This window comes from Massilia atriviolacea (genome assembly GCF_003953935.1).
Taxonomy (GTDB): domain Bacteria; phylum Pseudomonadota; class Gammaproteobacteria; order Burkholderiales; family Burkholderiaceae_D; genus Telluria_A; species Telluria_A atriviolacea.
Genome location: NZ_RXLQ01000011.1, coordinates 168,105 through 181,297, shown reverse-complemented (window position 1 = coordinate 181,297; position 13,193 = coordinate 168,105). Strand labels below are relative to the sequence as shown.

The 13,193-nt window shown below is 68.4% G+C and carries 8 protein-coding genes; all 8 read left to right on the top strand.

Annotated features, from left to right (window positions below; genetic code table 11):
• Window positions 1–21: 21 nt before the first annotated feature.
• The 8 genes from EJB06_RS20850 (at window position 22) to EJB06_RS20815 (ending at window position 13,192) form a co-directional block, all read left to right on the top strand.
• Window positions 22–1,191, top strand: coding sequence for a patatin-like phospholipase family protein (locus tag EJB06_RS20850; protein WP_126075942.1), 1,170 nt, complete (start codon window positions 22–24; stop codon window positions 1,189–1,191).
• Between the two features lie 35 nt (window positions 1,192–1,226).
• Window positions 1,227–1,949 carry a response regulator gene (locus EJB06_RS20845; protein ID WP_164557982.1) on the top strand — a complete coding sequence of 241 codons (723 nt, stop codon included), beginning with the start codon at window positions 1,227–1,229 and terminating at the stop codon, window positions 1,947–1,949.
• A 23-nt stretch (window positions 1,950–1,972) separates the two neighbouring features.
• Entirely contained in the window at window positions 1,973–6,895 is a 4,923-nt protein-coding gene (locus EJB06_RS20840) for a two-component regulator propeller domain-containing protein (RefSeq protein ID WP_229427186.1), read from the top strand.
• Window positions 6,896–6,989: 94 nt separating this feature from the next.
• Complete coding sequence (locus tag EJB06_RS20835; RefSeq protein ID WP_126075939.1) at window positions 6,990–7,709, top strand: response regulator; 720 nt, start codon at window positions 6,990–6,992, stop codon at window positions 7,707–7,709.
• 87 nt (window positions 7,710–7,796) lie between these two features.
• Window positions 7,797–9,425: an AMP-binding protein gene (locus EJB06_RS20830; RefSeq protein WP_126075938.1), complete on the top strand. Its 1,629-nt coding sequence runs from the start codon at window positions 7,797–7,799 to the stop codon at window positions 9,423–9,425.
• A 28-nt stretch (window positions 9,426–9,453) separates the two neighbouring features.
• Window positions 9,454–11,838 carry a bifunctional salicylyl-CoA 5-hydroxylase/oxidoreductase gene (locus tag EJB06_RS20825; protein ID WP_126075937.1) on the top strand — a complete coding sequence of 795 codons (2,385 nt, stop codon included), beginning with the start codon at window positions 9,454–9,456 and terminating at the stop codon, window positions 11,836–11,838.
• Window positions 11,838–12,329, top strand: a complete 492-nt coding sequence (locus EJB06_RS20820) for a MarR family winged helix-turn-helix transcriptional regulator (protein ID WP_126075936.1) — start codon at window positions 11,838–11,840, stop codon at window positions 12,327–12,329. The genes EJB06_RS20825 and EJB06_RS20820 overlap by 1 nt, the downstream gene beginning before the upstream one ends.
• 8 nt (window positions 12,330–12,337) lie before the next feature.
• Window positions 12,338–13,192 carry an enoyl-CoA hydratase family protein gene (locus EJB06_RS20815; RefSeq protein WP_126075935.1) on the top strand — a complete coding sequence of 285 codons (855 nt, stop codon included), beginning with the start codon at window positions 12,338–12,340 and terminating at the stop codon, window positions 13,190–13,192.
• The last annotated feature ends 1 nt before the right edge of the window (window position 13,193 follow it).

Genomic DNA, 13,193 nt, shown 5'->3' with positions numbered 1-13,193 from the left:
AGACCCTGATACGCTTGGCGGATGGAAACGGAACCAAAAACGGGCTTGATACTCACCGGCGGCGGCGCGCGCGCCGCCTACCAGGTGGGGGTACTGCAGGCGATCTCGCAGATCCTGTGGGAGGCCGGCTGGCGCCCCGCGCGCAATCCCTTCGATATCATCTGCGGCACCTCGGCCGGGGCGATCAACGCCGTGGCCCTGGCCTGCCGCGCCGATAACTTCGGCGAGGGCGTGCAAAAGCTGCTCGACGTGTGGGAGAACTTCCGCGTCGAACAGGTCTACCGCGCCGACTCGCTGGGCGTGCTGCGTTCCGGCGCGCGCTGGCTCTCGCTGCTCTCGTTCGGCTGGCTGCTGCGCAAATGGCGCGCCGCGCCGCCCGCCTCGCTGCTCGACAACACGCCGCTGGTGGGCCTGCTGCACCGCATGCTCGACCTGCCGCGCCTCGATGCCGCCATGTCGGACGGCCTGCTGCACGCGCTGGCGGTGACCGCCTCGTCCTACACCGCCGGCAACCACATCACCTTTTACCAGACCGCCGCCGACATCGCGCCGTGGGTGCGCATGCAGCGCATCGCCCTGCAGGACCAGATCGGGGTCGAGCACCTGCTGGCGTCGTCGGCGATTCCCTTCATCTTCCCGGCCGTGCCGCTGTACCTGGGCAGCCACCGCGAATTCTGCGGCGACGGCTCGATGCGCCAGCTCGCGCCCATCTCGCCGGCCATCCACCTGGGCGCGTCCAGGGTGCTGGTGGTGGGCGCCGGGCGCCTGAGCGAACCGACGCGCGACACGCCAGGCCAGGCGCGCTATCCGAGCCTGGCGCAGATCGCCGGCCACGCCATGTCCTCGATTTTCCTCGACAGCCTGGCGGTCGACATCGAACGCCTGAACCGGATCAACCTGACCCTGTCGATGCTGCCCGAGCAATACCGCAGCAAGATGCCGCTCAAGCCGGTGGAACTGCTGGTGATCGCGCCGTCCGAACGGCTCGACGTGATCGCCAGCCGCCACACGGCCAGCCTGCCGGCCCCGATCCGCACCATGCTCTCGGGGATCGGCGCGACCGAGGCGCGCGGCTCGGCGCTGGCCTCGTACCTGCTGTTCGAATCGAGCTACACCTGTGAACTGATCCAGCTCGGCCAGCGCGACACGCATGCGCGGCGCGCCGATGTGCTGGCCTTTTTTGGCTCCTGAGCCTTGTGACGCGGCCCACCGCCATGGAGAACATCATGAAAGCCCTGATTGTCGACGACGATGTCGTCTCGCGCATCGCGCTGATGGACCTGCTGTCGGTGTACGGCATTTTCGACCTGGTCGAAGCCGAGGACGGCGTCGCCGCCTGGGACATGCTGGCGCACGGCCTGCACCCGGTGATCGTGTTCTGCGACGTGCGCATGCCGCGCATGTCCGGCATCGCCCTGCTGGAAAAAATGAAGGCCGAGCCGGCGCTCTCGCAGGTGCCCTTCGTGCTGGTCTCCTCGGCCTCGGACCGCGACACCGTGCTGCAGGCGGTGACCCTGGGCGCGGTCGGCTACATCCTGAAACCGCTGCACGCGGCCGAAGCGCGCGCCCACCTGGAGAAGATCTTCCGCATCACGCTCGACAAGCTGGCCGAGGACCCGGCCAGCACCATGCGCCGCCTGAACATCGGGCCGGACCGGCTGGCGGCCTACCTGAGCGCGTTCGCCGAGCAGTTGCTGGCCGGCCGTGCCGCCATCGTCGCCCTGCTCGAAGCCGGCGAGGGCGCCGACGCGCGCCTGCGCATCGATTCGGTGCACACCGGCTGCATGACCCTGGGCCTGTGGCATGTGGCCGCGCAGCTCGACAGCGCGCGCCGCGGCCTGCCCGACGCGCGCACCGTGGCCACGGTGCTGGGCGAAGTGAGCGAGTCGGTACGGCGCCAACTGAGCCGGCTGCGCGCCGGCGTCCCCGATGAAGGAGCGCTTGCCTGAACCCGATCCGCCGCCTGCGCGCCGTGTGCGCGCTGTTGTTCGCGCTGTGCTGCCTGCCGTTCGCGGCCAGCCAGGGCGCGCCCGCGCGCACCTTGCGCTTCGAGCACCTGAGCGTGGAACAGGGCCTGGCCCAGGAATCGGTGCTGGCCGTGGCCCAGGATGCCGAGGGCTTCATGTGGTTCGGCAGCCAGGCCGGCCTGTCGCGCTTCGACGGCTACCGCGTCACCACCTACCGCAACGTGGTCAGCGATTCGCGCAGCCTGGTCAACAACTGGGTGCGCGTGCTGCACGTGGACCACAGCGGGCGCCTGTGGATCGGGACCGACGGCGGCCTCGACCGCTACGACCCGGCCACCCAGACCTTCATCCATTACGCGCCCGACGAACCGGTCAAGCGCGGCAACGGCAACCGCCACGTGCGCGCCATCGCCGGCGACGGCCGCCAGGGCCTGTGGGTGGGCACCAGCGACGGCCTGCAGCACTTCGACATGGTCAGCGGCCGCTTCAAGGTCTGGCACCACGTGCCGGGCGACGAGGGCAGCCTGGCCGACGACCAGGTCAACGCGCTGGCGGTCGACGCCGGCGGGCGCGTGTGGGTCGGCACCTCGTCCGGCGTGGACAGCCTGGCGATCGGCGCGCGCGCCTTCGAACACCATCCGGCATCCGGCACCGATCACAAGCACAATATGGTGCAGGCGCTGCTGGTCGACGCCGACCAGACCCTGTGGATCGGCAGCCTGGGCGGGCTGGAGACCTGGAAGATCGGCAGCCCCGCCTCGCAGCGGCGCCGCCTGGGGGCGCCCGACGGCCTGCGGTCGGGCTACATCACTACCCTGTACCAGGACCACGACCGCAACCTGTGGGTCGGCAGCCATACCGACGGCCTGTATCGCTGGCAGCCGGCCACGCGCCGCTTCGCCAACTACCGCCATCTGCCGGGCGACAAGCACAGTGTGGCCGACAACCAGATTTCGGCCATGTACCGCGACCGCGTCGGCACCTTCTGGGTCGGCACCTGGTACGCGGGCGTGAGCCGGGTCGACCTGAACAGCGGCGGCTTCGCGCGCATCGCGCGCCATGCCGAGATACCCGATACCCTGTCCGACAACAAGGTGCGCGCGATCGCCGCCGCGCCCGGGGGCGACCTGTGGATCGGCGCCAACAGCGGCTTGAACCGGCTCGACCCGGAGAGCGGCCAGGCGCGCCTGTACCGGCACGATCCGGACAACCCGAACAGCCTGGCCGGGATTCCGGCCAGCGCGCTGGCGCACGACAAGGACGACATGCTGTGGATCGGCAGCCATTCCGGGGTGGCGCGCTTCGACCCGGCCAGCGGCAATTTCACGCGCCAGGCCTTTTCCGAGGGCGACCCGGACGGCAACCACATACGCGGCATGCTGTCCGACCGCGCCGGCATCATGTGGATCGCCTCGCGCGGCGGCCTGCACCGGCTCGACCCGGCCACGCGCGCCGTCGTCACCTACCGCCACGACGCCGCCGACAGTTCCAGCCTGGCCGACAACGTGGTGCGCCCGCTGCTCGAAGACCGCCGCGGCCAGCTGTGGATCGGCACCTTCGACGGCCTCGACATGCTCGACCGCGCGACCGGCAAATTCCGCCACTTCCGCCACGACCCGGCCAACCCGGCCAGCCTCAGTCACGACGAAGTGCATTATCTGCACGAAGACAGGAAGGGCGCGCTGTGGGTCGGCACGGCGGCCGGCCTGAACAGGATGACGATCGATCCGGGCCCCGGCGGCGCGGTGACCTTCCGCCGCTACACGGTGGCCGACGGCCTGGCCGACGATGCGATTGCCGCCATCCTGGAAGACGAGGAGGGCAGGCTCTGGATCAGCACCAACACCGGCATTTCGCGCTTCGATCCCCTGACCGGCGCCTTCCGCAACTACAGCGCCGGCGACGGCACCATCGAAGGCGCCTACTTCGACGGCTCGGCCCTGCGCGCGCCGGACGGCACCATGTACTTCGGCGGCTTCAATGGCGTCACCGCCTTCAACCCCAGGGCCATCAGCGACAACCTGATCGCCCCGCGCGCGGTCATCACCGGCTTCCAGATCTTCAACCGGCCGGCCGCGCTGGCCCGTCCGGGCCTGTTCAAGGGACCGATCGAATCGACCCGCGCGGTCACCCTGGGCGCGGCCGATTCGGTGTTTTCGCTCGAATTCGCGGCCCTGCATTACGCCGCGCCGCAGCGCAACCTGTTCTCGTACCGGCTCGACGGCTTCGACCAGAACTGGGTCAGCACCGACGCCACGCGCCGCTTCGCCACCTACACCAACCTCGATCCAGGCACCTACACCTTCCGCGTGCGCGCCGCCAACAAGGACGGCGTGTGGAGCGACGACAGCGCCAGCATGGTCATCACCATCCTGCCGCCGCTATGGAAGACCTGGTGGTTCCGCACCCTGGCGGTGCTGCTGGTGCTGGGCAGCGCCTGGTGGGCCTACCGCGCGCGCCTGTCGGGACTGCGGCGCCAGAAGGACCTGCTGGAAACCCAGGTCGGCGCGCGCACGGTCGAAGTCGAGCAGCAGAACCGCCTGCTGGAACGGCAGAAGCGCGAACTCGAAGCGCAGCGCCTGGACGCCGACAACCAGCGCGCCGAGGCCGAGCAGCGCCGCTTCGACGCCGAACGCCAGAAGGAAGAGGTCGAGCGCCAGAAAGAGAACGTGGAGCTGGCGCACCGGAACATCTCGGTGCTGTCCGAAATCGGGCGCGAGCTGACCGCCACGCTCGACATGGAAACCATCATGGGCACCGTGTACCGCCACGTGCACCACCTGATGGATGCGCGCATCTTCGGCATCGGCTTCTATCGCGAGGATATCGGCGTGATCGAATTTCCGTTCGCGATGGACCAGGGCGTGCGCAGCGAATTCTATACGCGCCCGCTGGACGACCCGCACCAGTTCGCGGTGTGGTGCCTGAAGCACCGGCGCGAAGTGTTCATCAACGACCTCGATGCCGAATACGCGCGCTACCTGGACGCCGAGCAGAGCGCGGTGCCGATCCCGCCGCTGCGCGTGGACGGCACGCCGCGTTCGCTGCCGGTGGCGATGATGTATGTGCCGCTGATCGTCAAGGAGCGCATGATGGGGGTGCTGTGCGTGCAGAGCGTGGAGTACAACGCCTACCACCGCGTGCACCTGGACATGCTCAAGACGCTGGCCGCGCACGCGGCGGTGGCGCTCGACAATGCGCGCGCCTACCGCGAACTGGAAGAAACCCAGGCGCGCCTGGTCGAGCAGGAACGCCAGGTGCGTTTGCACACGGACGAACTGGCGCAGGCCAATCAGGCGCTCAAGGAAAACGACGAGCGCCTGCGCCTGGCCAAGCAGAAGGCGGAAGACGCGACGCGCCAGAAGTCGGAATTCCTGGCCAATATGAGCCATGAAATGCGCACCCCGCTGGCGGGCGTGATCGGCATGCTGGGTTTTGCGCTGCGCGACGGCCAGCTGCAGGAAAACACGCGCGAACAGATCCTGCGCGGCCAGGCCAACGCGCAGTCGCTGCTGACCATCATCAACGACCTGCTCGACTTTTCCAAGATCGAGGCCGGCAAGCTGACCATCGAGAACATCGATTTCGCGCTCACCGCCGCCGTCGAAAACGTGGTCAGCCTGTTCGAGGAGCAGGCCGCCGCCCAGAGCGTGGGCTTCGACGTGGCGCTGGCCGACGACTTGCCGCGCTTCGTGGTGGGCGACCCGACCCGCCTGCGCCAGGTGCTGGTCAACCTGGTCGGCAACGCCTTCAAGTTCACCAACAACGGCGCGGTGCGCCTTGCGGTCGAACGGATGGCGCCCGGCCCCGACAGTACGCCGGGCGTGAACACGATCCGCTTTTCGGTCAGCGACACCGGCATCGGCATCGCCCCGGATGCGCTCGAACGCCTGTTCCAGAAGTTCGAACAGGCCGACAGCACCACCACGCGCCGTTACGGCGGCACCGGCCTGGGACTGGCGATCTGCCGCCAGCTGGTGGAGCTGATGGGCGGAACCATCAGCGTCGACAGCCTGGAGGGCGTGGGCAGCACCTTCAGCGTGCTGCTGCCGCTGGCCGACGGCGTGGCCCCGCCGATGGTGCCGCACGTGCCGCGCGAGCCGCACAGCCATCGCCTGAAGGTCCTGTGCGCGGAAGACTTCCCGACCAACCAGATCATCATCCGCATGATGCTGGAAGACCTGGGGCACAAGGTCGACATCGCCGACAACGGCCTGCTGGCGGTGGCGGCATGCGCGCGCACGCGCTACGACCTGATCCTGATGGACGGGCGCATGCCCGAGATGGATGGCGCCTCCGCCACGCGCCTGATCCGCGCCGGCGGCCCGCCCGAGGCGCCGGTGCGCGACCAGGAACTGATGATCGTGGCCCTGACCGCCAACGCCAGCGAGGAAGACCGCAGCCGCTACCTGGCCTGCGGGATGGACGACTTCCTGACCAAGCCGATCGACGAAGCGGCGCTGCACCATCACCTCAGCCGCGCCATCGAACGCCAGCTCCAGCGCGGCATCAGCCTGGCGCCGATGCCGCAGCCGCGCGTGGAAAAGGCGCCGAGCACCTCGGAACTGGACGCCATGTTCGGCGTCGATACCGGCCCGGCGCCGCTGGCCGGACCGGCCGCGCACAACGCCGGACGCCGCGCCAGCGACCTGAAAGCGCGCATGCGCGCCGCCTTCGCCAGCGACCTGCCGGGCCGGCGCGCCGACCTGGAACAGGCCATCGTCATGCACGATGCCGAAACGGCGGGGCGCCTGCTGCACGGATTCAAGGGCAGCTCGTCCTACCTGGAGGCGACCGAACTGCATCAGCTCTCGGGCGAAATGGAAGAAGCGGCCGACGCCCGCCGCTGGGACGCGATCGCCGCGGCCATGCCGCGCCTGCGCGAATTGCTGTCCGCGTACGACAACGCGGGGCCCGCCAGGCGCTGACCCGCCATGCATATGCTGTAATATTGGCGTATATACTATTGGTTCAGGCTGGGAAGTGTGTTTTGTGGCGTTCGCGCGTACGGGAGGTGGCGAAATGAAGGTTCTGGTAGTGGATGACGACATCGTATCGCGCATGGTGCTGATGCACCTGATCGACTCCTGCGGCAAGTTCGAGATCCTCGAAGCGGAGGACGGCGCCGACGCCTGGGACCAGCTCGAAAACGGCCTGCGTCCGGCGATCTGCTTTTGCGACCTGCGCATGCCGCGCCTGTCCGGCATGGACCTGCTGCAGCGCGTGCGCGCCGACGGCGCCCTGGGCGCGATGCCCTTCGTGCTGGTGTCCTCGGCCACCGACCGCGACACGGTCGACCAGGCCAGCGGCCTTGGCGCCTCGGGTTATATCGTCAAGCCCTTCCAGGGCGATCAGGTGCGCGAGCACATGGCCGGCCTGACCGGCAGCGACCCGATCGCGGTGGCGCCGCGCGCCGAAAAAGTCCAGGCCACCCTGCTGCGCCTGGGGATCGGCGCCGACCGCCTGATGGTCTACCTGGGCGGGCTGCAGTCGCAGGTGGCCGTCGCCGGCACCGACATCGCGGAGCTGCTCGAACGCGGCGACCATAGCGCGGCCCACGTGCGCATCGAACGCCTGCACGCCGGCTGCCTCACGCTCGGCCTGAACGGCGCGGCCGAAACGCTCAAGTCGCTGCCGCCCGGCGCGCTCGACGCGGACCAGGTCAAGCTGGCGCTGGCCGAGGTGGTGCGCTCGGCGATGCACCAGAGCGTCGCGCTCAAGCGCAACGGCGAGCCTTCCTGAGGCCTGCGCGCGAAAGCGCTTGATGTTGTGATAGTTTAAGTCTAAAGTATCTGTCGAAGGATGACTGACACTTTTTTCGGGGCGACCATGACACATTCGAACGCATCGCCATTGAGCGCCTCGGCCTACCAGGACGGCTTTGCGCGCGAACACCTGCCGCCGCCGGGCCAGTGGCCCGCCTTCCTGTTCGACCTGCCCGAACTCCAGTATCCGTCGCAGCTGAACTGCGCCGCCGAACTGCTCGACGCCACCGTGCAGCGCGGGGCGGGCGAGCGCATCGCGGTCGTCGGCGAGCACGAAAGCTGGACCTACGCGCAGCTGCACGAACGGGTCGACCGCATCGCCCACGTGCTGCGCGCCGACCTCGGACTGGTCACCGGCAACCGCGTGCTGCTGCGCGGCGCGAACAACCCGATGATGGCCGCCTGCCTGCTGGCGGTGCTCAAGGCCGGCCTGATCGCGGTGCCCACCATGCCGCTGCTGCGCGCGCGCGAACTGACCGCCATCGTCGACAAGGCCAATGTCGACGCGGTGCTGTGCGCGGCCAGCCTGCGCGGCGAGATCGACGCCATCGCCGCCTTGCCGCGCCATGTGCTGACCTTCAACGATCCGGACAATCCCGCCGCGCTCGAGGCCATGATGGGGCGCCATCGGCTGCCGTTCGCCGCGCACGCCAGCGCCGCCGACGATGTATGCCTGATCAGTTTTACCTCGGGCACCACCGGCATCCCCAAGGGCACCATGCACTTCCACCGCGACGTGCTGGCCATTTGCGACTGCTTCCCGCGCCATACGCTGCAGGCGCGCGCGGACGATATTTTCATCGGCACGCCGCCGCTGGCCTTTACCTTCGGGCTGGGCGGCCTGCTGCTGTTCCCGATGCGGGTCGGCGGCGCCGGCGTCCTGCTCGAAAAACTCACGCCCGACACGCTGCTGGCGGCCATCGAAAAATACCGCGCCACCGTGTGCTTTACCGCGCCCACCTTTTACCGCCAGATGGCGCCGCTGGCCGCCAATTACGATCTGTCGTCCCTGACCCGGACCGTGTCGGCCGGCGAAGCGCTGCCGCTGGCCACGCGCGAGGCCTGGAAGGCGGCGACCGGGCTGCGCATGATCGACGGCATCGGCGCCACCGAGCTGCTGCACATCTTCATTTCGGCGGCGGGCGACGCGATCCGGCCCGGCGCGACCGGTAAGCCGGTGCCGGGCTACCAGGCCTGCATTCTCGATGCCCAGGGCCGCCAGGTGGGGCCGGGCACGATCGGGCGCCTGGCGGTGAAGGGACCGACCGGCTGCCGCTACCTGGCCGACGAACGCCAGAAAGAGTACGTGACGGACGGCTGGAACCTGACCGGCGACGCCTACGAGATGGATGCCGACGGCTACTTCTATTACCGCTCGCGCACCGACGACATGATCATCTCGGCCGGCTACAACATCGCCGGCGCCGAAGTCGAGGAAGTACTGCTGCGCCACGAGGCGGTGGCCGAATGCGGCGTGGTCGGGCGGCCCTGCGAGGAACGCGGCCAGGTGGTGGAGGCGCACGTGGTGCTCAGGGACGGCTTCGAGCCGACCGAGGCGCTGGCCGCGCAGCTGCAGGAATTCGTGAAGCTGCAGATCGCCCCCTATAAATATCCGCGCTCGCTCAGGTTCATCGACAAACTGCCGCGTACCGAAACCGGCAAGCTGCAGCGCTTCAAGCTGCGCGCCGCCTAGCGCATCCCCTAAACTCACGACCAAGCTCATGAATATTGTATGTATCGGCGGCGGCCCCGCCGGACTGTATTTCAGCCTGCTCATGAAAAAGCAGGACCCGTCCCACCAGATCACCGTGGTCGAACGCAACCGGCCGTACGACACCTTCGGCTGGGGCGTGGTGTTTTCCGACCAGACGCTGGGCAACCTGGTAAACGCCGACCAGGCGAGCGCGCGCGCGATCCTGCAGTCGTTCAATCACTGGGACGATATCGACATCTTTTTCAAGGGCGAAAAGATCACCTCGGGCGGGCATGGCTTCTGCGGAATCGGGCGCAAGCGCCTGCTCAATATCCTGCAGCAGCGCTGCGAGGAACTGGGCGTGCAGCTGGTGTTCGAGAGCGAGGTCGAGGACGACCAGGCGCTCGCCGCCCGCTACGGCGCGGACCTGGTGATCGCCTCCGACGGCTTGAACAGCCGTACCCGCAAGCGCTACGCCGACACCTATCAACCCGAGATCGAGGCGCGCCGCTGCCGCTTCGTGTGGCTCGGCACGCGCAAGAAATTCGATGCCTTCACCTTCGCCTTCAAGCAGACGGAGCACGGCTGGTTCCAGGCGCATATCTACCAGTACGACGGCGACACCTCGACCTTCATCGTCGAAACGCCGGAAGACGTGTGGCGCCGCGCCGGCCTTGACACGATGACGCAGGAGGAGGGCATTGCGTACTGCGAGCGCCTGTTCGCCGACCAGCTGGACGGGCATGGGCTGATGTCGAATTCGCCGCACCTGCGCGGTTCGGCCATGTGGATCACCTTCCCGCGCGTGGTGTGCGCGCAGTGGGTGCACTGGAACGAGCTTGGCTCGGGCCGGGTCCCGGTGGTGCTGATGGGCGACGCCGCCCACTCGGCCCATTATTCGATCGGCTCGGGCACCAAGCTGGCGCTGGAAGACGCGATCGAGCTGGCGCGCTGCTTCGGCGCGCACGCCGATGCGGCGCGGGCGCTGGCGGCCTACCAGGAAGTGCGCGCGGTCGAAGTGCTCAAGCTGCAAAGCGCGGCGCGCAATTCGATGGAGTGGTTCGAGAACGTGGAGCGCTACACCGCCATGGAAGCGCCGCAGTTCGCGTACTCCATGCTCACCCGCAGCCAGCGCCTGTCGCACGAAAACCTGCGCCTGCGCGACCCCGGCTACGTGGCCGGCTTCGAAGCCTGGATCGCACGGCGCGCCTGCGAACAGGCCGGCGTGGAGGCGCCGGCCGGCGCGCGCGTGCCGCCGATGCTCACCCCCTTCAAGCTGCGCGGCGTCACCCTGAAGAACCGCATCGTGGTCTCCCCCATGGCGCAGTATTCGGCGCTCGATGGCGTGCCCGGCGACTACCACCTGGTGCACCTGGGCGCGCGGGCGCTCGGTGGCGCGGGGCTGGTGTTTGCCGAGATGACCTGCGTGTCGGCCGATGCGCGCATTACCCCAGGCTGCCCGGGCATGTACGCGCCCGAACACACGGCGGCATGGAAGCGCATCGTCGACTTCGTGCATGCCGGTTCGGATGCCAGAATCGCGCTGCAACTGGGCCATGCGGGGCCGAAGGGATCGACCCGCGCCATGTGGGACGGGATCGACCAGCCGCTCGAGAGCGGCAACTGGCCGCTGGTGGCGGCGTCCGACGAACAGTATCTGGAGGGCGTGTCGCAGACCGCGCGCGCCGCCACGATGGCCGACATGGACCGCATCGAGGCGGACTTCGTGCGCGCCACCAAGGCCGCCGACGACGCCGGCTTCGACTGGCTGGAGCTGCACTGCGCGCATGGCTACCTGCTGTCGTCGTTCATCTCGCCGCTGACCAACCGGCGCGACGACGAATTCGGCGGCACGCTGGAGAACCGTTGCCGTTATCCGCTGCGGGTGTTCCGCGCGATACGTGCGGCCTGGCCGGTGGACAAGCCGGTCAGCGTGCGTATCTCGGCGCACGACTGGGTCGACGGCGGCATCACGCCCGACGACGCGGTGCGGATCGCGCGCCTGTTCAAGGAGGCGGGCGCCGACATGATCGACTGTTCGTCGGGCCAGGTCAGCAAACGCGAAAAGCCGGTGTACGGACGCATGTTCCAGACCCCGTTCGCGGACCGCGTGCGCAATGAGGCGAAGATTCCGACGATCGCGGTGGGCTCGATTTTCGAGGCCGATCACGCCAACGGCATCATCGCCGCCGGCCGCGCCGACTTGTGCGCGGTGGGGCGGCCGCACCTGGCCAACCCGGCGTGGACCCTGACCGAAACGGCGAAGATCGGCTTTTCGGAGATCGCCTGGCCCAAGCCGTACCGGCCGGCCAAGCAGCAGCTGGAACGCAACCTGGAACGCGAACGCCAGCTGGCCGCCGCCGGCGCCGGCCTGACCCCGCAGCAGCTTGCTGCCAGGTTGCTGGAGGGCTGATGGACGACACCACACCAGACAACGACGGCGCGGTGCTGGACCTGGCCAGCCGCCTGACGCAAGACCATCACCAGTCGCTCAAGCTGTGGCTGCGCATGCTCTCGTGCACCGTGCGCATCGAGAACGAGATCCGCAGCCGCCTGCGCACGACCTTCGACATCACCCTGCCGCGCTTCGACCTGATGGCGCAGCTGGAGCGCCATCCGGACGGACTGCGCATGGGCGAGCTGTCCAAGCGCATGATGGTCACCGGCGGCAACATCACCGGCATCACCGACCAGCTGGAGCAGGAAGCGCTGGTGGTGCGGGTGCCCGACCCGAAGGACCGGCGCGCCTACAGCGTCAAGCTCACGCAGGAGGGCCATATCGCCTTTGCCAGGATGGCGGTGGTGCACGAGGAGTGGATCGCCGACCTGCTCAAGGATATCTCGCCCGACGACAAGGGGCAGCTGATCGCGCTGCTCTCGCAAATGAAACAGCATCTTCAATAAGGAATCCCATGCGTTACCTACCAGGCCAGGCGCAGCAACTGCCCGGCAACCGCAGCGCGCTGGCGTCGTACCAGGCCAGTCATTTTCGTTTCGAGGTCGAGGACGCGGTGGCGACCCTGACCCTGAACCGGCCGGAGCGCAAGAATCCGCTCACCTTCGAGTCCTATGCCGAGCTGCGCGACCTGTTTCGCGCGCTGGCGTACGCCGACGATGTGAAGGCGGTGGTCATTACCGGCGCCGGCGACAATTTTTGTTCGGGCGGCGATGTGCACGACATCATCGGGCCGTTGACGCAGCTCGACATGCCGGGCCTGCTGGCCTTCACGCGCATGACGGGCGACCTGGTCAAGGCGATGCGCGCCTGCCCGCAGCCGGTGATCAGCGCGGTCGACGGCATCTGCGCGGGCGCCGGGGCGATCCTGGCGCTGTCGTCGGACATGCGGCTGGGGACTGCGCGCAGCAAGACCGCCTTTTTGTTCACGCGGGTCGGGCTGGCCGGCTGCGACATGGGCGCCTGCGCGCTGCTGCCGCGCGTGATCGGGCAGGGACGCGCGGCCGAGCTGCTGTACACGGGCCGCTCGATGTCGGGCATCGAGGCCGAACGCTGGGGTTTTTTTAACAGCATCAGCGAACCGGATGCGCTGCTGGCCGACGCCCAGGCGCTGGCGGGGTCGCTCGCTTCCGGGCCGACCTTCGCGCATGGCATGACCAAGAAAATGCTGCAGCAGGAGTGGAACATGGGCGTGGACGAAGCCATCGAGGCCGAAGCCCAGGCGCAGGCGATCTGCATGGCGACCAACGACTTTCACCGCGCCTATCACGCTTTTGTGGCCAGGCAGCGGCCGGCGTTCGAGGGGGACTGAG

Bases quoted from the DNA above. Each gene is read 5' to 3' on its own strand.
- EJB06_RS20845 (WP_164557982.1), top strand. From the start codon at position 1,227: ATGAAAGCCCTGATTGTCGACGACGATGTCGTCTCGCGCATCGCGCTG.
- EJB06_RS20825 (WP_126075937.1), top strand. From the start codon at position 9,454: ATGAATATTGTATGTATCGGCGGCGGCCCCGCCGGACTGTATTTCAGC.
- EJB06_RS20850 (WP_126075942.1), top strand. From the start codon at position 22: ATGGAAACGGAACCAAAAACGGGCTTGATACTCACCGGCGGCGGCGCG.
- EJB06_RS20830 (WP_126075938.1), top strand. From the start codon at position 7,797: ATGACACATTCGAACGCATCGCCATTGAGCGCCTCGGCCTACCAGGAC.
- EJB06_RS20815 (WP_126075935.1), top strand. From the start codon at position 12,338: ATGCGTTACCTACCAGGCCAGGCGCAGCAACTGCCCGGCAACCGCAGC.
- EJB06_RS20820 (WP_126075936.1), top strand. From the start codon at position 11,838: ATGGACGACACCACACCAGACAACGACGGCGCGGTGCTGGACCTGGCC.
- EJB06_RS20835 (WP_126075939.1), top strand. From the start codon at position 6,990: ATGAAGGTTCTGGTAGTGGATGACGACATCGTATCGCGCATGGTGCTG.